Source organism: Clostridium sp. LS3, from assembly GCF_055330225.1.
On the sequence record NZ_CM143921.1, the window covers coordinates 1,779,526 to 1,796,679 of the forward strand.

General features: G+C 28.7%; 15 protein-coding genes. 13 read left to right on the forward strand and 2 right to left on the reverse strand.

Features of this window, described 5'->3' with window-relative positions:
• Positions 1 to 99: 99 nt before the first annotated feature.
• Both ACZJV1_RS08235 and ACZJV1_RS08240 read right to left on the reverse strand, forming a co-directional pair.
• Complete coding sequence (locus ACZJV1_RS08235; RefSeq protein WP_463651993.1) at positions 100 to 951, reverse strand: MurR/RpiR family transcriptional regulator; 852 nt, start codon at positions 949 to 951, stop codon at positions 100 to 102.
• 66 nt (positions 952 to 1,017) lie between these two features.
• Positions 1,018 to 1,869 (reverse strand): Cof-type HAD-IIB family hydrolase, encoded by an 852-nt coding sequence (locus ACZJV1_RS08240; RefSeq protein ID WP_463651994.1) that lies wholly within the window; start codon positions 1,867 to 1,869, stop codon positions 1,018 to 1,020.
• 694 nt (positions 1,870 to 2,563) lie between these two features.
• Here ACZJV1_RS08240 and ACZJV1_RS08245 point away from each other — a divergent pair.
• From ACZJV1_RS08245 to ACZJV1_RS08305, 13 genes are all read left to right on the forward strand, one after another.
• Positions 2,564 to 3,796, forward strand: a complete 1,233-nt coding sequence (locus ACZJV1_RS08245; RefSeq protein ID WP_463652149.1) for a chloride channel protein — start codon at positions 2,564 to 2,566, stop codon at positions 3,794 to 3,796.
• 306 nt (positions 3,797 to 4,102) lie between these two features.
• On the forward strand, positions 4,103 to 6,310 hold the full coding sequence (locus ACZJV1_RS08250) for a glycoside hydrolase family 30 protein (RefSeq protein WP_463651995.1): 2,208 nt from the start codon (positions 4,103 to 4,105) through the stop codon (positions 6,308 to 6,310).
• A gap of 157 nt (positions 6,311 to 6,467) precedes the next feature.
• A complete protein-coding gene (locus ACZJV1_RS08255; RefSeq protein WP_463651996.1) occupies positions 6,468 to 7,157 on the forward strand; it encodes a response regulator transcription factor in 690 nt (229 codons plus the stop codon).
• A complete protein-coding gene (locus tag ACZJV1_RS08260; protein WP_463651997.1) occupies positions 7,147 to 8,253 on the forward strand; it encodes a sensor histidine kinase in 1,107 nt (368 codons plus the stop codon). Before ACZJV1_RS08255 ends, ACZJV1_RS08260 begins: the two co-directional genes overlap by 11 nt.
• A 112-nt stretch (positions 8,254 to 8,365) precedes the next feature.
• Positions 8,366 to 9,229 (forward strand): ABC transporter ATP-binding protein, encoded by an 864-nt coding sequence (locus ACZJV1_RS08265; protein ID WP_463651998.1) that lies wholly within the window; start codon positions 8,366 to 8,368, stop codon positions 9,227 to 9,229.
• A gap of 2 nt (positions 9,230 to 9,231) precedes the next feature.
• Positions 9,232 to 10,458 (forward strand): ABC transporter permease, encoded by a 1,227-nt coding sequence (locus ACZJV1_RS08270; protein ID WP_463651999.1) that lies wholly within the window; start codon positions 9,232 to 9,234, stop codon positions 10,456 to 10,458.
• A gap of 4 nt (positions 10,459 to 10,462) precedes the next feature.
• Positions 10,463 to 11,578 (forward strand): hypothetical protein, encoded by a 1,116-nt coding sequence (locus tag ACZJV1_RS08275; RefSeq protein WP_463652000.1) that lies wholly within the window; start codon positions 10,463 to 10,465, stop codon positions 11,576 to 11,578.
• A 310-nt stretch (positions 11,579 to 11,888) separates the two neighbouring features.
• Positions 11,889 to 12,449 (forward strand): sigma-70 family RNA polymerase sigma factor, encoded by a 561-nt coding sequence (locus ACZJV1_RS08280; protein ID WP_463652001.1) that lies wholly within the window; start codon positions 11,889 to 11,891, stop codon positions 12,447 to 12,449.
• A 1-nt stretch (position 12,450) separates the two neighbouring features.
• Positions 12,451 to 13,518 carry a DUF4179 domain-containing protein gene (locus ACZJV1_RS08285; protein WP_463652002.1) on the forward strand — a complete coding sequence of 356 codons (1,068 nt, stop codon included), beginning with the start codon at positions 12,451 to 12,453 and terminating at the stop codon, positions 13,516 to 13,518.
• A 264-nt stretch (positions 13,519 to 13,782) separates the two neighbouring features.
• Positions 13,783 to 14,223 carry a MarR family transcriptional regulator gene (locus ACZJV1_RS08290; protein ID WP_460288959.1) on the forward strand — a complete coding sequence of 147 codons (441 nt, stop codon included), beginning with the start codon at positions 13,783 to 13,785 and terminating at the stop codon, positions 14,221 to 14,223.
• 1 nt (position 14,224) lies between these two features.
• Complete coding sequence (locus ACZJV1_RS08295) at positions 14,225 to 14,770, forward strand: cyclase family protein (protein WP_463652003.1); 546 nt, start codon at positions 14,225 to 14,227, stop codon at positions 14,768 to 14,770.
• A gap of 243 nt (positions 14,771 to 15,013) precedes the next feature.
• Positions 15,014 to 15,508 (forward strand): NAD(+) diphosphatase, encoded by a 495-nt coding sequence (locus ACZJV1_RS08300; RefSeq protein WP_463652004.1) that lies wholly within the window; start codon positions 15,014 to 15,016, stop codon positions 15,506 to 15,508.
• A gap of 237 nt (positions 15,509 to 15,745) precedes the next feature.
• Positions 15,746 to 16,894, forward strand: coding sequence for a 1-propanol dehydrogenase PduQ (locus ACZJV1_RS08305; RefSeq protein WP_463652005.1), 1,149 nt, complete (start codon positions 15,746 to 15,748; stop codon positions 16,892 to 16,894).
• The last annotated feature ends 260 nt before the right edge of the window (positions 16,895 to 17,154 follow it).

The following is a 17,154-nucleotide window of genomic DNA, read 5'->3' on the forward strand; positions in this document are numbered from 1 at the left end:
TCAATACCTAAGGATCTTAAACCTAATTTATAAAGGATATATATAGAGAGAATATATTTTTAAAGTAATTTAATTGCATAACTAATTTAATAAACTTCATTATTGCTTTTTAGATAATTTTTTGTAAGCATTAAGTTTATAACTTACATTTTTATCATAGTCGAATTTAAAATAATGAGTGTATATACAATCTAAAACATATAATAAAGATAATCTTGTTGAAAAAGAAGAAATTTTATTAAAGTGGTTTTCATTTGAACTTAAATACAATTGATAGTTTGAATACTTAGTAAGAGGAGTCTCATTTGTAGAAGATATTAAAATAATTGGTGTTTTATTCTTTTTTAATATATCTGCTATATTTTGTATTATTACACCTCTACCTTCAAATGAAACTATTATTGCAATATGATTTTCGTCACTAGTAGAAGCTGTTAATAGTTGATGGTATTCTTCTATAGGAACATTAATAAATGTTCCTATTTCTTGCATTTGAAATTTAAAGTTCTCAGCAAAATAAATATTCCCAGCAGATGTGTAAAAATCTATGTATTTTGCTTCTTTTAAAGCATTAGAAATTAATTTTAATTGTTCAAGATCTATTAGATTTAAGGAAGATACCATCGTTTGTTCATACAATTCCTTCATTCTAAGAACAATTTCATATTGTGTTTCATTTTCTTTAAAAGGATAGTTATAATCTATTAAACTTTTCTCTTTCAAATATTCATTAATAGAAGAAGATACTTGTACTTTTAATTCTGATAGACCTATTAAATCTAACTTCTGACATAATCTATAAATTGTTGAAGTTGAAATAAAGCATGCTTCACTAATTTCAGCAGCACTCATCTTTACAAAAATTTCAGGATTATCTTGCATATATGTAACTAATGTTTTTTCGTTTTCAGTTAAATTAGTTAGTTTATTCAATTTACTAAAAATGTTCATGAAGATCACCTCATGAACATTATATAATATTTTATTAAATTTTAGTGTTTAAAGTTTATAGATAGTTTAAATATCTATATCTTTTATATATTTATCTAGTGTATAAGCAATACCATCTTCTTCATTAGATAAAGTCACTTCATCAGCTATAGATTTTAAGTCATCTACAGCATTACCCATAGCTACTCCGATACCAGCATATTTAATCATTGAAGCATCATTATGACCATCTCCAAAAGCAATCATTTCTTCTTTTTTATATCCCATAGGAATTAGTACAGTATCTAAGGCTTTAGCTTTATCAATTCCTTTAGCAGTAAATTCAAAGTAGAAATCTGCTGTAAACATACAACTTAAAGTGTCTTTAAATGGCTCCATCATTTCTTTGTAATGAGCTTTTAAATATTCAGATTCTCCTGCGGTCAAAATTTTATTTAATGGATAATCAGCAAAAGCAGCTAAATCATCTTTTTCACAAAGCTTAAATTTACCACCACGAGCTTCATATTGAATTATGTTAAAAAGTGCACCTTTGTAATTTATTTGATTGTTGAAAACATCATTAACATACATATAGTCACCTTTGTCGATCATAGGTTTAACATCAAACCTCTTCATGTGTTCAAGTACTGCTTGTCCCTCTTCAATACTCATAGTTTCATTAAATAGAACTTCATTAGTCTCACAATCAATTACTTTAGATCCATTAAAAGAAACTAAAAGTCCATTATTTTCATCCATTTTTAATTCTTTAGCAAGATCCATTAATCCAGAGGTAGGTCTCCCTGAGGCTAAAACTAGTATAGCTCCTACTTCTTGTGCTTTAATTAAAGCATTTTTAGTTTTTTCAGTTACTACTTTTTTACTATTAGTTAATGTACCATCTACATCCATAATAATTACTCTTATATTACTCATTTATCTTTCCTCCATAGTTATTTTTATTTAATTATACTAATGATAGTTTTATAAATAAATAGACTAATTGAATAATGAGCAACACATATCAAAAATAATAAAGTTAGTAAATAATAGATGAAATAAGTCTATCAATTTTTTAGAATTTTACTAAATTGTTAATTGAAATGGTGGAGTAGGCAAAAACATTTTAAAAATGGAACCAAATTTTTCTAATGTCAGTGATAATTCATTTATTTTGTACTACTATAGAAAAAAATTTTTTCGTGATTATTTTGCTCTATGTGCATTAACATATTGATTTATATAAATCCTTATTTATAAAGATACTAATTATGAAGGGAATTTGATGATTAGTGGAAATATGAGTTTAGTAAAAAAATTAATAAAAGTATAAAAGAAAAAATTATGCAATTATAGATATAAAAACCTCAGAAGTGTAGCAGTGAATTATACGTATAGAGAACTTTGATAATAAATATTGCAAGAATTGCAAAAAGAGATAGGGAGTTAATTAAATGGTTAAAAAATGAGTATAGATTTTTAGAAAGAGTAGAAAAATTTTAAAAATAGTGGTATATTATTTTATTATGAATTTATTATAAAAATATAATAATATTATAAATATATTAATAAATGTGGTTTAAGTAAAACGAAAAGATTAAATAATTATAGATAAGGAGTGAAAGTTTTGATGAAAATTGCAAAATTAGATTTAAAGTTGATGATTCATAGCATATTTATGGGAGCGTTAGTAGGTGTCTTTACATGGGTATTTTTAAGTTTGGTAACCTTTGGGATTAATTTTATATGGAATACAGCAGGCGAATTTTTTAATATAAAATATTGGACATTAGTTATCGCTACTATTGGTGGTGTTTTAGTAGGGCTTACTCAAAAATATCTTGGAGAATATCCAAAGTATATGCCTGAAACTTTAGAGGAATATAAGAAAAATAAAAGAATAGAATATAAATCTGTAAAAAATTCAATAATTAATTCGTTAACAATACTTTTTTTTGGAGCAAGTGTTGGGCCAGAAGCAGCATTAACAGGTATTGTGGGAGGAATAAGTACATATATTGGAGATAAGATGAAGGAGAGGTTTAGAAGGAAAAATATAGCGATTGATAATTCAGATGTTGTAATAGAATATAGCATTCAAGCAAGTGCCAGTATTATATTTAATGCACCTTTATTTGGACTATATACATTAACGGGTGAGGAAGAAAATGATTCAAAGGTTCTAAAAAAAATAAAAACTATAGTATATACAATTACTACTATATCTGGTTTTTTAGCATTTTTTCTATTATCAAAGATTAATCATAGAGAATCATTCATTGTTAAATTCGGAGAGAGTAATATAACAATAAAGGAGATTATTTGGGCAATTCCATTAATATTAATAGCTATGTTACTAGCATACATATATAAAGCTTATGGTGTTATACTTCATAAAGGATTAAAATCTATTGAAAATAAAAAATTACTAAAAGGAATAATTGGAGGAGTACTTATAGGTATATTTGGAACAGTTTTTCCTTATACATTATTTTCAGGAGAACATGAGTTAAAAAAACTAGTATTTGAATGGGGCAGTATGTCAGGTTATATGCTGATATTATTATCACTATTAAAACTTCTACTAACTGAGATTTGCTTATCTACAGGTCATAGAGGAGGACACATTTTCCCATTGATTTTTGCAGGTAGTTGTGCAGCTTATGGTGTATCCATGTTATTTTCATTAGATCCAGTTTTTTGTCTTGCTATAATTGTAACTGGTCTTGCAAGTAAGGCAATAGGGAATATGTTTGTAGCAATATTTTTATTAATATTCTTTTTCCCACCTAATGCAATAATACCTATGATAATGGCAGCGGCTGCTGGAGATATGTTTAATAAACTTGAAAATAGAAATTAGAGATATATAAATATAGATAGTAAAGCAAAAAAATTATAAGTGATACATAAAAAATTTAAAGAAAAGATGCTAACATTTTCATGATGGTGCATCTTTTTCTTACTTTATAGAGAATTATAGAGTTTGAATCTGTGAATAACTTTGCAAAGAGGCAGAATCACATAATCTACGAAACAGATTTTTTTATTCAAATACAAAATTATTCAAGAATTTTTTTACCATTATAGTTATTAATATATGAGAAATACTTGCATTTTTAATTTACATTTGAATATATATGTATAAATTTAAAATGGAGGTATTATAATGAAAAAATCAAAATTGTCTGCAGCTTTATTGCTATCTGCTACACTTTTGACATCTTTGTGTACTAATATAACTTTACCTAAAAAAGCTCAAGCAGCTACTACTATAAGAGTTGATCCAAATATGCAATATCAAACATTAGAAGGATTTGGTGTAAATCTTGCTTGGTGGGGAAATACAATTGGAAAATGGCCAGAAGATAAAAGAAATGAAATTGCTGATTTATTATTTAGTGAAGATGGTCTAGGAATTAATGTGCTTCGTTTTAATATTGGGGGAGGCGATGATCCAGGTCATAACCATATGAATTCAGGAAGCTTTGTAAATGCAGAAATGGAGGGTTATCAACCATCACCAGGAGTATGGAATTGGGATGGTGATGCTGGTGAACGTGAAATGTTAAGGTTAGCAAAAGAGAGAGGAGTAAATATATTTGAAGCTTTTGCAAATAGTGCACCATATTGGATGACGAAATCAGGTTGTAGTGCTGGGAATACTCTATCCCTTCCAAATTTCAATACAAAATACGAAAACGATTTTGCTGATTATCTTTTAAAAGTAACTCAACATTTAAAGGATACTATGGGAATAAACTTTAGAACAATTGAACCTTTTAATGAGCCTGATGGTTTTTGGATGGCAGGCCGTCCTCAAGAAGGAATGATAGTAGAACCATGGGTACAAAAAAATATTATAAATATATTAAAAGCTAAAATTGATTCTGCTCAAACAGGGATTGAAATTACTGCAAATGATTCTTGGAGTATGGATAAATTAGCAGACCATGTGAATCATTATGATTCAAATGCAAAAAATGCTATTTCCCAGTTTAATGTTCATTCATATAGTGGTAGTGATAGAATAGGTGTTAGGGAATACGCTAAGACTAATAATAAGAGATTATGGATGAGTGAATATGGTACAGGCTCGGGTACAGATTTAAATTCTATTTCAAATGGATTAACATTATCAGATACAATGATAAGAGATTTAAGAGATATGAAGCCTGATGCGTGGGTATATTGGCAACCAGTAGAAAATATTGAACAAAGAAGTGATTCATGGGGATTTATACAAGCTCGCTACTTAGATACAACTTATCAGTACACAACTACTAAACAATATTATACCTTTGGACAATTCTCAAAATTTATAAAGGCGGGATATAAGTTAATAGATATAGATGATAAAAATTCTATAGCTGCTTACGATAAAGATTCAAAAAATCTTGTAATTATAGCAATGAATAATACTTCTAATGATATATCTAATTCTTATAATCTTACTAACTTTGATTCACTTTCAGAAGTTTCAAATGTATTTAGAACATCCAGCACTGAAAATATTGAAAAGAAAGATGATATTTCAATAACTGATAAATGCTTAAATGCAGTTTTACCTGCTAATTCTATTACTACATTTGTAATACCAAATAGCAATTTTACTTCAAAGGGCACTCTAGAAACAATAAATGATATTAATTATACTGGTGATTTCATAAATGGAGAAATTAATAGTAGTGCTGAAATTAGCTTCTTTGGAACTAACATTGAATTATATGGTAGAAAGAGCCCTACATCAGGTATTGCTGCGATTTCTGTAGATGATGGTCCCGAAAAATATATAGATCTTTATAGTTCATCATCTAAAGATTCCACTTATATTTATAGCCCAAGTAATCTACCTTTAGGAAATCATAAGATAAAGATAAGAATTACAGGTGATAAAAATAGTTTTTCTCAAGGAACATCACTACAAGTTGATTATGGGACTGCAATTACTTATACTCCAAATAAAATCGTGATTTTAGATGATGATACTAGAGAAATTTCAGATGTAAAAGTAGCTGTGGAATTTTATATTAATGGTGCAAAACATTATGACTATGAAAATACCGGTGTATGGGATAATACTAAAGAACTTTCATTATTTACAGAGGGGGGTAAATATGATGGAACTCAATGGCTTGGTGATTATCTAACAAACTCAGGAAGTATTTCAGGAGACAAGAAAATAGAAATAACACAATTAGACTATAATAGACCTATCTCTAGTGCTAGAGTATATGTAGATTTCTGGATTAATGGTGAAAGGCATCATGATTATGAAGACATTAATCCATTTAATGGCACTATTACCTTAAAACTAAACGGAACAGGTGGTAGGTATAATGGAACCCAGTGGATTGGAGATTTTCTTAAAAAATAAAATTAAGAAATTATGAATATGGCTGTGTTAGAGGAAATTGTCTAACACAGCCGAAAATATAAAAAGCGTGAAGATAGTAATTTTATTTGGTATAATTATACTTAAATGGAACTAAGGACATTATATATTTTTTAATATAAACATATGGAGGAATTAAATGGAGAGAATTTTGATTGTGGAAGATGATGAAGATATTAGAGATATATTAAAAATCTATTTAAAGTCTGAATCTTTTGAGATATGGGAAGCAGAAAATGGTAAGGAAGCTTTTGAACTTCTTGAAAATAAAGAACCAGATTTAGTTATTTTGGACTTAATGTTACCAGATATAAATGGGCTAAATATTTGTAAAAATATACGTACGAAATATAAGTATCCTATAATAATGATTACTGCTAAGACTGCGGATCAAGATAAAATAATAGGTCTTACTTATGGTGCAGATGATTATATCACTAAGCCTTTTAACCCATTGGAAGTTATGGCAAGGGTTAAAGCTCAGCTCAGACGATACAAGGAATATGGAGAAGAAACAAAGGAAGATAATACTATATATTATAAAGGGTTAATCTTAGATAGAAAAAGTAAGCATGTTGATTTAAATGGAAAGGAGCTAAAACTAACACCTACAGAATTTAACCTTCTTGAAATATTACTATTAAACAAAGGACAAGTCTTAAATGGAGAAAAATTGTTTCATCTCCTTAGGGAGGATGAGTATTATTCAAAATCTACAAATACAATAACAGTTCATATTCGAAATTTAAGAGAAAAAATGGAGGAATCTTTTGAACATCCTGAATATATTAAAACTGTTTGGGGGGTAGGTTATATCATTGAAGCGTAAAAAATGGAAATGGAATTATTATGTTTTAGCTTTTTTTATATTTATAGGAATAATGGTATTTATTGATTTTGAATTGGAAGGAATTGTAGCAGAATATTTTGAAAAGCAAATATTGTACGATAGAGAAAAAGTAGCGTTTTTAGGGGAACGTACAAGGGGAACCTTTTATTGGCCACACCTTAAAGATATATTGACACTTATAGCTGTTGGAGGTTTTGCTATTTTAGAAATTGTTGTTTACTTTACAACAAGATATTCTCGAAATAAGGAACGAAAAAAAATAATATATCAGTTGGAGCAAAGAATAGCTTTATTAGCTAAAGGAGAGGTACCTGAAAAAGTTCAAGAACTAAAGATTATTGATTCTCAAATAAATAAGATTATACATGAGAATGAAATTGTAAAACAGGAAATAGCAATAGAGATGAGCAAGAAAAATGACCTTGTAACCTACTTAGCACACGACTTAAAGACTCCATTAACAAGTATTATTGGCTATCTCACAATCTTAGATGAATCTGAGGTGCCAGAGAATGTGCGCCAAGACTATATTAAAAAACTTCTGGGAAAATCTCATAGACTGGAAGACTTAACTAATCAGTTTTTTGATATTGCTCGTTTTAGTCTTCATGAAATCCCTTTGAATAAAAGTTTATTAGATGCAGAATTTTTTCTAGAACAGTTGACTGAAGAACTATATCCACTACTTAGAGATAAAAACTTAAGAATTAATATAAATATTCCTCCTAATATGAAGATTTATGCCGACGGATCACTATTTGCTAGAGTGTTAAATAATTTATTAAAGAATGCCATAGCATATAGCAACAAGGATTCTGTCATAAAAATAAACGGAAAAATAGGAAAACATAGTATACAATTATTTGTGGAAAATGATGGTGACATAATAAGTGAGCAAGAATTAAAACTTATATTTGAAAAATTCTATAGAAGAGATCAGTCAAGGAGCCAATCATCAGGGGCAGGACTTGGATTAGCTATTGCAAGAGAAATTGTAGAAAGGCATCAGGGATCTTTAGAAGCTGAAAGTCAGGATGGACATACTGTATTTATTATTACTATACTCAATTCTTAATGAAATCTTTATAAATACTAAATAATTTATGAATAAACCTTTCTTTTATCTTAGTTATACTGAAGATAGAAGAAAGGTTTTTTATTTTGCTTTAATTAAGGAGGAAAAAGATATGAAATTATTTGTTTATAATCTTTCTAAGGAGTTTAAAGATTTAAAGGCTGTTGATGATATAAATCTTGAATTTACTCCAGGAATTTGGGGGCTTTTAGGACCTAATGGCGCAGGAAAAACCACATTAATGAGAATGATGGTTGGAAATATAAAGCCAAGTAAGGGGAAAATAATGCTAGACGATGTAGATATTGCTGAACTTAGGAATGCATATTTGGATAAAATAGGGTACTTGCCTCAGCAATTTGGATATGATAAAAATCAATCAGTGGAAGATTTTCTCCATTATATTGGATCTTTAAAAGGGATGGATAAAAAGTTAAGAAATGAAAGAATCAGTGAGTTATTAAGTCAATTTAATTTATCAGAAGTTAGAAAGAAAAAGATTGATAAGCTTTCTGGAGGTATGAAACGTAGAGTTGGAATATGCCAAGCTATGTTAAATAATCCTGATATTTTGATTGTAGACGAGCCAACTGTAGGTTTAGATATTGAAGAAAGAAGAAGATTTCGTAAGTATTTAACAACAATAAGTAAAGAAAAAATCGTTATTTTATCTACACATATTGTTTCAGACATTGAGTTTATTGCTAATTATCTTGTGATTATGGAAAAAGGTAAAGTAATTGCAAATGGAGAAAGTGATTCTTTAATTCAAAGACTTGATGGTAATGTATTTGAGACAGTTGTTGAAGAAAATGAAATGAAAAGGCTAGAAAATGAATATAGAATTATGAATTTTCGTAATGAAAATAGGGGTCAGGTTACAATTCGCTATATTGCAGATGTTCCATTACCAAATAGTAAGTTAGTTCCACCTTCTCTTAATGATTTTTACCTTTCAAAAGTGAAGGAGGTATAAAAATGGATATATTTTTTCAAGAGTTAAAAAGACAGCTTAATTTTAAAAGGCTGCTAACATATATCTTAATTGCAATTACATTAGCAGGATTATGGACATGGTTTATTGTAGGGGGAGCTACTGATGGCTTTATGCAGACAGGATGTTACAAAGACTATAAAGGTAAAGCGGCAATAGAAGTGGCAGCTAAGGATAGAAACGTTACTGCTGGAGAAATGACTGAAGATAAATTTCAAAGTGGTTGTGATGCGTTTCTTAATGCATTAAGAGGTAATGACGAAAGTAATGTAGAAATGACTAAAGACCTATTAGAACATGCTGTTTATGCTGACATGCTAGTTATGCAAGAGTTAAGACTTAGAAACATGATAGGAGAGTCTACAGAGCATCTTTGGGATATTCCGAAGGATGCAGGAAAGCATTTTTATAAAAATGAAGATCTTTATTATCGTGATTATATTGATAGAAACGCACATAATGAAAGTGAAAAGGCATTAGCTCTTTCAATTTGGAATAGCGTAAAAAAACCTTATACTTATTATAGTGGATTTAAACAATGGGATGACGGAATTCAACATATGATGTTTTTCTCATTTGTACTTATGATTATGGCAGGAATTTTTGCAGGTTCCATTATAGCTAAAGATAAAGAAAATGGAATGGATGAGATTATCACAACTACAATGAAGGGTAGGAAGAATCTCGCTGTAGCAAAGATTATTATACCTTGGGTTATGGCATTTATTATCTATCTTTGTGGAGTTGGCGTTTATGTTGTGCTTCTGAGACTTTTATTGCCTGCTGATGCTTTAAATACATCAATACAGGTTTTTAGTGAAAGCTTTCTTCCATACAACCAAGGTGAATTACTTAGAAATTTATTTATTTTCGGAGTTATAGGAATTTTAACAATAGCAAGCTTTTCTACTTGGATTTCATCTATAGCTAAGAAATCTTCAAAGGCCATTCAATTCTCTATATTGACAATACTAGGAGCTTTTCTATTAGGTGTGTTTATTAATATAGATGCTCCAATTATTGATGCAATTAAAATATTGTTACCTGGAGGAGCGACATTTTCATATCTACAATTCGTAGGATTGACTAAATTCCCTATGATAACACTTGGTGGAAAAGTTTTTTTGATACCATCAATTTTGCTGATAGTAAGTGGAATTATATTCTTACTTAGCACAGTATTCACCGCATTAAACTATAGGAGGAGGTAAAGAGATGATATATCAAGAATTAAAGCGTGGACTTTTTACAAGATATGTGCTTTTCTCAATAATAGGGATACTTCTTTTGACTGTTGGATTAAATGCAATACTGATAGTAGGAGAGAAAAATCTACCTGAAGTGTTAAAAGAAGAAGCTGTCTATTCTGGTGAAATGACGGAAGATAAATTATTGCTAGGACTGAAAAAAGTGAGGGATGAAAAATCAGATGAAATAAAATATCAACAGCTCACAGCTTTTGTAAGCGGTTTAGTTAAGGTTCATCCTGAAGTGTTATATGGTGAAAATAGAATTGAAGACTTTCCAGATACCTATGCAAAAAATTTTTATAAGTGTTGGAGAAAAAAATCTATTGCACTTATAGAAAAAATTCCTAAAAAGGATCAAGCAAAAGCATTAGAAGAACTAAACAAGGTAAAAACACCTTTTGTTAAGTATCCAGGATATTATTATTGGAATTTAGGAATTGATAATCTTAAGGTTATTTATCTAATAATTATCTTTATGGTGACATTTTTTGCAGCGGCCACTTATTCTGATAGCATGGAAGATGGTAGTATGGAAATTATTTATGCAACAAAACTGGGAAAGAGAATGATGGCTGTTCGCCTTCTGCCGGTTATGATATATGGTCTACTGTTAACTTTAGTGGCAACACTTGGCATGGTGTCAGTTATAGGTTCGGCTACGGGACTTCAGGCTTTGAAGAGCAGTTTGAAAGTATTTTCACTATTTTCTATAGGAAATTTCACATTAGGCGGTGGAATTCTCTTGATGTTTGTAAGTGAACTTTTGGGAGTACTGGCTTTAACAACTATTATGGGGTGGATATCCTACAAAACAGCAAATACAAATTTCACTACAGCAATAGGAATTTCAATAAATATTTTCTATATCATCATGGCTTCATTTATCAAGGTACCAGGGAGATTCTTTCAATATATCTTAAATGCCTTTCCACTGGCATCATCACAGGTGATAAATGAGGTGTCTGGGTTCCGTTTCGACATGTGGATTTGGAGACCATACGCAGTTATGGTGAGTATGGTTGTGGTGTTTATTGTATTCGGTATGCTACTCAGTCATGCAATTTGTAGAGAAGAAATATAATTAACATAGAAATAAAAAGAGTATGTTGTAGAGCTAATTTAATAATAACTTAATAATGTGTCTAAGTAATTAAGGAGAGCCAAGTCCAGATGGAGGAGGTTCTCCTTCTTCTTTTTAATATGCTGAAATTTTACATGGGAAAAATTATTTTAAATTAACTAAGTGATCGTGGAGTTAAGTATAATGAAATTAGATGAGTTTTTTAAAATAGAAATATAAACAGTAAATAAAAAAATGAGAGAAGATAATTTTATTTACGTTATATAAGGTGTAAAGGCTTTTACAAAACTATTAGATTGGAGAAATTTCAATGAGTTGTACGGAAAAAAATTATATTGATAGACTGAAAAAAGGAAAAGAAGATGCTTTAGAATTCATAGTAGATAAATATTTAGGATTAGTTAAATCAGCTGTATATAAAGTACTTTCACCACTTGAAAGAGATGGGATTATTGAGGAATGTATAAATGATATTTTTCTTTCAGTGTGGAATAATTCAGACAAATTCACTGGTGAAGAAGTAGATTTTAAAAAATGGATATATAAAGTAGCTAAGTTTAAAGCTATTGATTATTACAGAAAAGAAGTTAAAAATTCTGATGTAAGCTTAGAAGACAAAGAAATAACTACTAATAGATTAGTGGAAGATGAAATTATTACTATGGAAAATAGGAATGAATTAATAAAGCTAATAAACACTCTTCAACCTTTAGATAGAGAAATATTTACTATGAAATTTTTCTTAGGTGTAAAGTCAGAGGATATAGCTAAAAAATTTAAAATGAGCAGAACGGCTATAGATAACAGAATTTACAGAGGTAAGAAGCTACTTAGTAAACAAGCAACTAGATTAAATTTGGAGGTAATGTAATATGAAGGATATTTATGAATTAATAAATGATGTAGATATAGATGAAAGTGAAATTGAAACAATGGAAGTATCAGAATTTGAAAAAGCAAAAGTGAAAAATTATTTGAAGAAATGTACAAATAAAAATAGAGGATGGAAGAAGAAGAGTATAGTTGCAGCAGTTTTATGTTGTTCATTGATTGGAGGTGTTGGAGCAGTTGGAATAACAAATCCAGCATATGCAGCAGAAATCCCTATAGTCGGAGATATATTTAGATTTTTAGATAATGGCAGAACAGGTGCATATGATAACTATAAGGATTATGCAGATGTAGTAGGTTTTACGCAAGAAAGTAATGGTATTAAGGTTACTATAAAAGAAGCAATATTTAATGGAAGAACATTAACATATACTTATGAAATAAAAAGTGATAAAGATTTAGGGGAGAATCCACTTTTTAATATGCATGGACCTAGACTTACTATAAATGATTATAATGGAAGCACAGGAGGAAATTCTGGAGTAAAAAAAGTTGATGAGAATACTTATGTAGGTCGAGAAAATATTACTATAGATGAAGAAAGAAAAGCTATAAGTTTTGAACTAAACTTTGCAGATATAGGAGATATGAGTTCTGAGAGTTCTAAAGAAATAAAGGGAAATTGGAATTTTAAAATTAATCTAAAGGCATTGGATAATGTTAAACAATCTGTAAATAAGGAGACTGAAAAAAATGGAGTTAAATTAAATATAAAGAGCATTTTTAAGACTGAAGTATCATTTACCTTAGACTATTTTCAAGAAGTCTCTAAAGAATTACAGGAAAAATATTTTTCTGTAGATATTCCAATACTAGAAGTAAAAGATGACTTAGGAAATGTTTATACTGCAACAAGTTGTACAACAAATGCAGGTAGTGAAGGAAGATATTCAGGAGATTCTATGTCAAACTTTGGCAGACTAGATCCAAATGCAACTAAGCTAATAATAACTCCTAAGGTACATTTATCAAATGATGTACACCAAGTATCAGGTAATGGAGATGGTGAACTTACATTGGACGATATTGTGATTGAGCTAGAAAAATAATTTATTTGGGAAACCTAGAGGTTTTATAGAGAATAACAAAATAATATTTTTATTTAATTTTTTAATAAGAAGCTATTGGAATTATTATTCTGATAGCTTTTTTGTATTACATAAAATTAAGGATTAGATATTAGATTAATTTATATAAAATGTTGACAAGGAAACAAAAATGTAATAATATTGTTTCCAAGGAAACAAAGTTGTAAATATTATTTTATTAGGTTTCTAAGGGAGGTTTTTAAAGTGGATAATATCAATACTATTATGGAGAGTTTAAAAAGTATATATGAAAAGGAAGAAACTATAGGAAAATTAGCATTTAAAGGTGAATATGAAGATTATGGGATTTCAGAAATACATTGCTTAGATTTTATAGGGAAAATAAAGGAGCCTAATGTTACTAAAATATCTCAAAGTATGAATATGACAAGAGGTGCAATAAGTAAACTGTGCAAAAAGCTTTTGAGTAATAATCTTATTGTTAAATATAAAAAGCCAGAGAATGACAAAGAAATATATTTTAAGTTAACAGAATCAGGTGAAGAATTATATAAATATCATGAAATAAAACATAAGCAATGGGAAGAAAGAAATAATAATTTCTTTAAAGATATAACTGAGGAAGATCAAGAGATTGTAGCTAGATTCCTAATAAAATTTAATAACTATTTAGATAAAATAATAGAATCATCGGGGGAAATATAATATGAATTTACATTTAATAGAATTTAATATTCCAGAAAAAATATTGAAGTGGGGAGACTCACAGCCAGCACATCAAAGGCAACATATAGGAACTCATATAGATTGCTATAATCTATCAAGTATAGAGTTAGCATCAAAAATAGATGTTAGGGTAGTAGATGTTAGAAATTTAGATATTATAGACGTTAATATATTAGATAATTTATCAATTAAGGCAGGCTCTTTTGTAATATTTAGAACAGGATACTTAGAAAGCTATGGATATGGAAGTGAAGAGTATTTTAATACTAAATCAAGTCCATATTTAACTAATGAACTTATAGATAAATTATTAGATTGTAATGTAAAATTAATAGGTATTGATTTAAGTGGAATTCAACATGGTAGAGCTCATGTAGAAATAGATAAATATGTTGAAAATAAAGGAGCTTATGTTGTAGAAAATATATGCAATTTAGATAAAGTTACTTCAGAATTCAAGGCGAATCTAAATTGGATTCAGTTAGATGGAGCTACAGCGATAAAAGTTGAAATTGAGACTTTATAAATTACTTATAAAACCTCACTTAGTAATAATGCTAAGAATAATACCCAAAATAAGTGTAAAATATATATAATATGAACTATGAGTTTTTTTATTTACTTTATAACGGAATTATAATATATTATTACAGAAAAAGAAAAATGATTTATTAAAGAATTTATAATGTTCTTGATTCTAAGATATGTAAATTGAGAATTGGTGCAAACAAATGATTATGAATTATATAGAGGTACAAGGAGTAATAGTATGAATTATTGTTTTAAGTGTGGAACTAAGTTAATAAACAAGCAGTGTAATAATGAGGGAGAAATTCCATATTGTAATAAATGTGAAGTATTTCATTTTCCTACTTTTAGTTCAGCTATAAGTGCAGTTATTTTGAACCCTGATAAAAATAAAGTATTACTTATACAACAGTATGGACGATTAGATAATATACTTGTAGCAGGATATATTAATAAAGGCGAAGATGCAGAACAAACTTTAGTAAGAGAAGTAAAAGAAGAGATCGGTCTTAATATTAAAGATTATGAATATATGAAGAGTAGATATTTTGAAAGAACTAACACTCTAATGTGTAATTTTATTTGCACAGCGGATAGTGAAGATTTAGGACAAATTAATGATGAAATTGATAAAGCACAATGGTTTACTTTCAAAGATGCACTAAAACATATTAAAAGTGAAAGTTTAGCAGAGGAATTTTTAATATATGCTCTTAAAAAAATGAATTATATATAATAAAGCTAAATAATGAACTGGAATAGATAATAATAGAAATTTCAGTAATGAATTTATTTATAAATATGATTAATCTAATGTAAACATTTGCTATCTCAATATGATTGTAGTATAATTAACAAATAAAGATTTATTTTTGATTGATTATAATTAATTTGTAGGTTAATTATTGTTTTGAAATTTAAGGAATGACTAAATTATTCATATTTTATAAACTTAAAATTAGGAGAAATTTATATGAAAGAATTTAGTGTTAGTACCAATATTTATTTTGGAGAAGGTTCTTTAAGTCGATTAAGTGAAATAAAAAATAAAAAAGTGTTGATTGTATGTGACAAGTTTATAGAGTCTTCAGGTATGGCTGCAAAGATTCAAGAAAGGTTAGTTAATTGTGAGGTAACTATATTTAGTGATATAGTACCAGATCCTTCAGTGGAAATTATTGCTGCTGGTATTCAAAAATTAAAAGGTTGTGGTGCAAGGACTATTATAGCTCTTGGTGGTGGATCTTCAATTGATGCAGCTAAGGCTATAAGAGAGTATTCAAAAAAACTTCTAGGTTCAGATTTTGAAGTAGAAGAATGTTTTGCTATTCCTACTACAAGTGGGACAGGTTCTGAAGCTACTCAATATGCAGTAATAACTGATAAAAAGGAAGGATTAAAATATGCTTTATCAGATAAATCACTTCTTCCTATGGTAGCAATACTTGATCCTGAGCTTGTAACTTCTGTACCTCCAGCTATTACAGCAGACACAGGTATGGATGTAATTACACATGCAATAGAAGCTTATGTTTCAAAGGATGCTAATGATTTTTCAGATGCTTTAGCAGAAAAAGCACTTTCTTTAGCTGTTAAATTTTTACCAGAGGCTTTTGCTGATGGAAATAACTTATTAGCAAGAGAAAAAATTCATAATGCATCTTGTTTAGCAGGTATGGCTTTCAATTCAGCTGGACTTGGTATTACACATAGCTTAGCACATGCTGTAGGAGGAAAATTGCATATATCTCATGGAAGAAGTAATGCAATAATACTTCCTCACGTTATAGAATATAACGCTAATTTAAATATAGATAATTATAATAAAGAATATGATTTAGCTGCTAGAAAGTATCAAAGATTAGCAAAGGTGTTGAATTTACATGCTTCTACAGTACCTATTGGAGTTAACAATTTAATTAAATGTATTGTTGACCTTCAAAAGAAACTAATGATTCCCACTACATTAAAGGAGCAAGGATCAGACTTAAACTTACTAAATGAAGTAAAAGAAGAAATAATAACTGCTGCTATGAAGGATATTTGTACGGCTACAAATCCTAGAGAAGTAACAAGAGAAGATTTATTAAAGATTTTAGATAAAGTTTCAGGAAGTAAATAGTTTAATTAAAACCACTCAGAAATGAGTGGTTTTTTGTTCGATTTTTTTGTGGTTCTGTTTTAACATAGTGCATTAGTTATTTTAAAAGTAAGTAAACAGTCTATAAGCCGCTATGGATTCTGTATGAACCTAGTGAATTAGTGATGAGGTGATTGTCATATAAGCATTTTTATATAAGACAGCCTTTTATTTAAAATAGATAGAGAAAGATAACGCAAAATTATATGCATTTAAAATAACCATATATATAAATATTAAAT

What these genes read in the sequence shown, in the direction of transcription:
- ACZJV1_RS08235 (WP_463651993.1), bottom strand. Translation starts at nt 951, where the DNA reads ATGAACATTTTTAGTAAATTGAATAAACTAACTAATTTAACTGAAAAC.
- ACZJV1_RS08240 (WP_463651994.1), bottom strand. Translation starts at nt 1,869, where the DNA reads ATGAGTAATATAAGAGTAATTATTATGGATGTAGATGGTACATTAACT.
- ACZJV1_RS08245 (WP_463652149.1), top strand. Translation starts at nt 2,564, where the DNA reads ATGAAAATTGCAAAATTAGATTTAAAGTTGATGATTCATAGCATATTT.
- ACZJV1_RS08250 (WP_463651995.1), top strand. Translation starts at nt 4,103, where the DNA reads ATGAAAAAATCAAAATTGTCTGCAGCTTTATTGCTATCTGCTACACTT.
- ACZJV1_RS08255 (WP_463651996.1), top strand. Translation starts at nt 6,468, where the DNA reads ATGGAGAGAATTTTGATTGTGGAAGATGATGAAGATATTAGAGATATA.
- ACZJV1_RS08265 (WP_463651998.1), top strand. Translation starts at nt 8,366, where the DNA reads ATGAAATTATTTGTTTATAATCTTTCTAAGGAGTTTAAAGATTTAAAG.
- ACZJV1_RS08270 (WP_463651999.1), top strand. Translation starts at nt 9,232, where the DNA reads ATGGATATATTTTTTCAAGAGTTAAAAAGACAGCTTAATTTTAAAAGG.
- ACZJV1_RS08275 (WP_463652000.1), top strand. Translation starts at nt 10,463, where the DNA reads ATGATATATCAAGAATTAAAGCGTGGACTTTTTACAAGATATGTGCTT.
- ACZJV1_RS08280 (WP_463652001.1), top strand. Translation starts at nt 11,889, where the DNA reads ATGAGTTGTACGGAAAAAAATTATATTGATAGACTGAAAAAAGGAAAA.
- ACZJV1_RS08285 (WP_463652002.1), top strand. Translation starts at nt 12,451, where the DNA reads ATGAAGGATATTTATGAATTAATAAATGATGTAGATATAGATGAAAGT.
- ACZJV1_RS08290 (WP_460288959.1), top strand. Translation starts at nt 13,783, where the DNA reads ATGGAGAGTTTAAAAAGTATATATGAAAAGGAAGAAACTATAGGAAAA.
- ACZJV1_RS08295 (WP_463652003.1), top strand. Translation starts at nt 14,225, where the DNA reads ATGAATTTACATTTAATAGAATTTAATATTCCAGAAAAAATATTGAAG.
- ACZJV1_RS08300 (WP_463652004.1), top strand. Translation starts at nt 15,014, where the DNA reads ATGAATTATTGTTTTAAGTGTGGAACTAAGTTAATAAACAAGCAGTGT.
- ACZJV1_RS08305 (WP_463652005.1), top strand. Translation starts at nt 15,746, where the DNA reads ATGAAAGAATTTAGTGTTAGTACCAATATTTATTTTGGAGAAGGTTCT.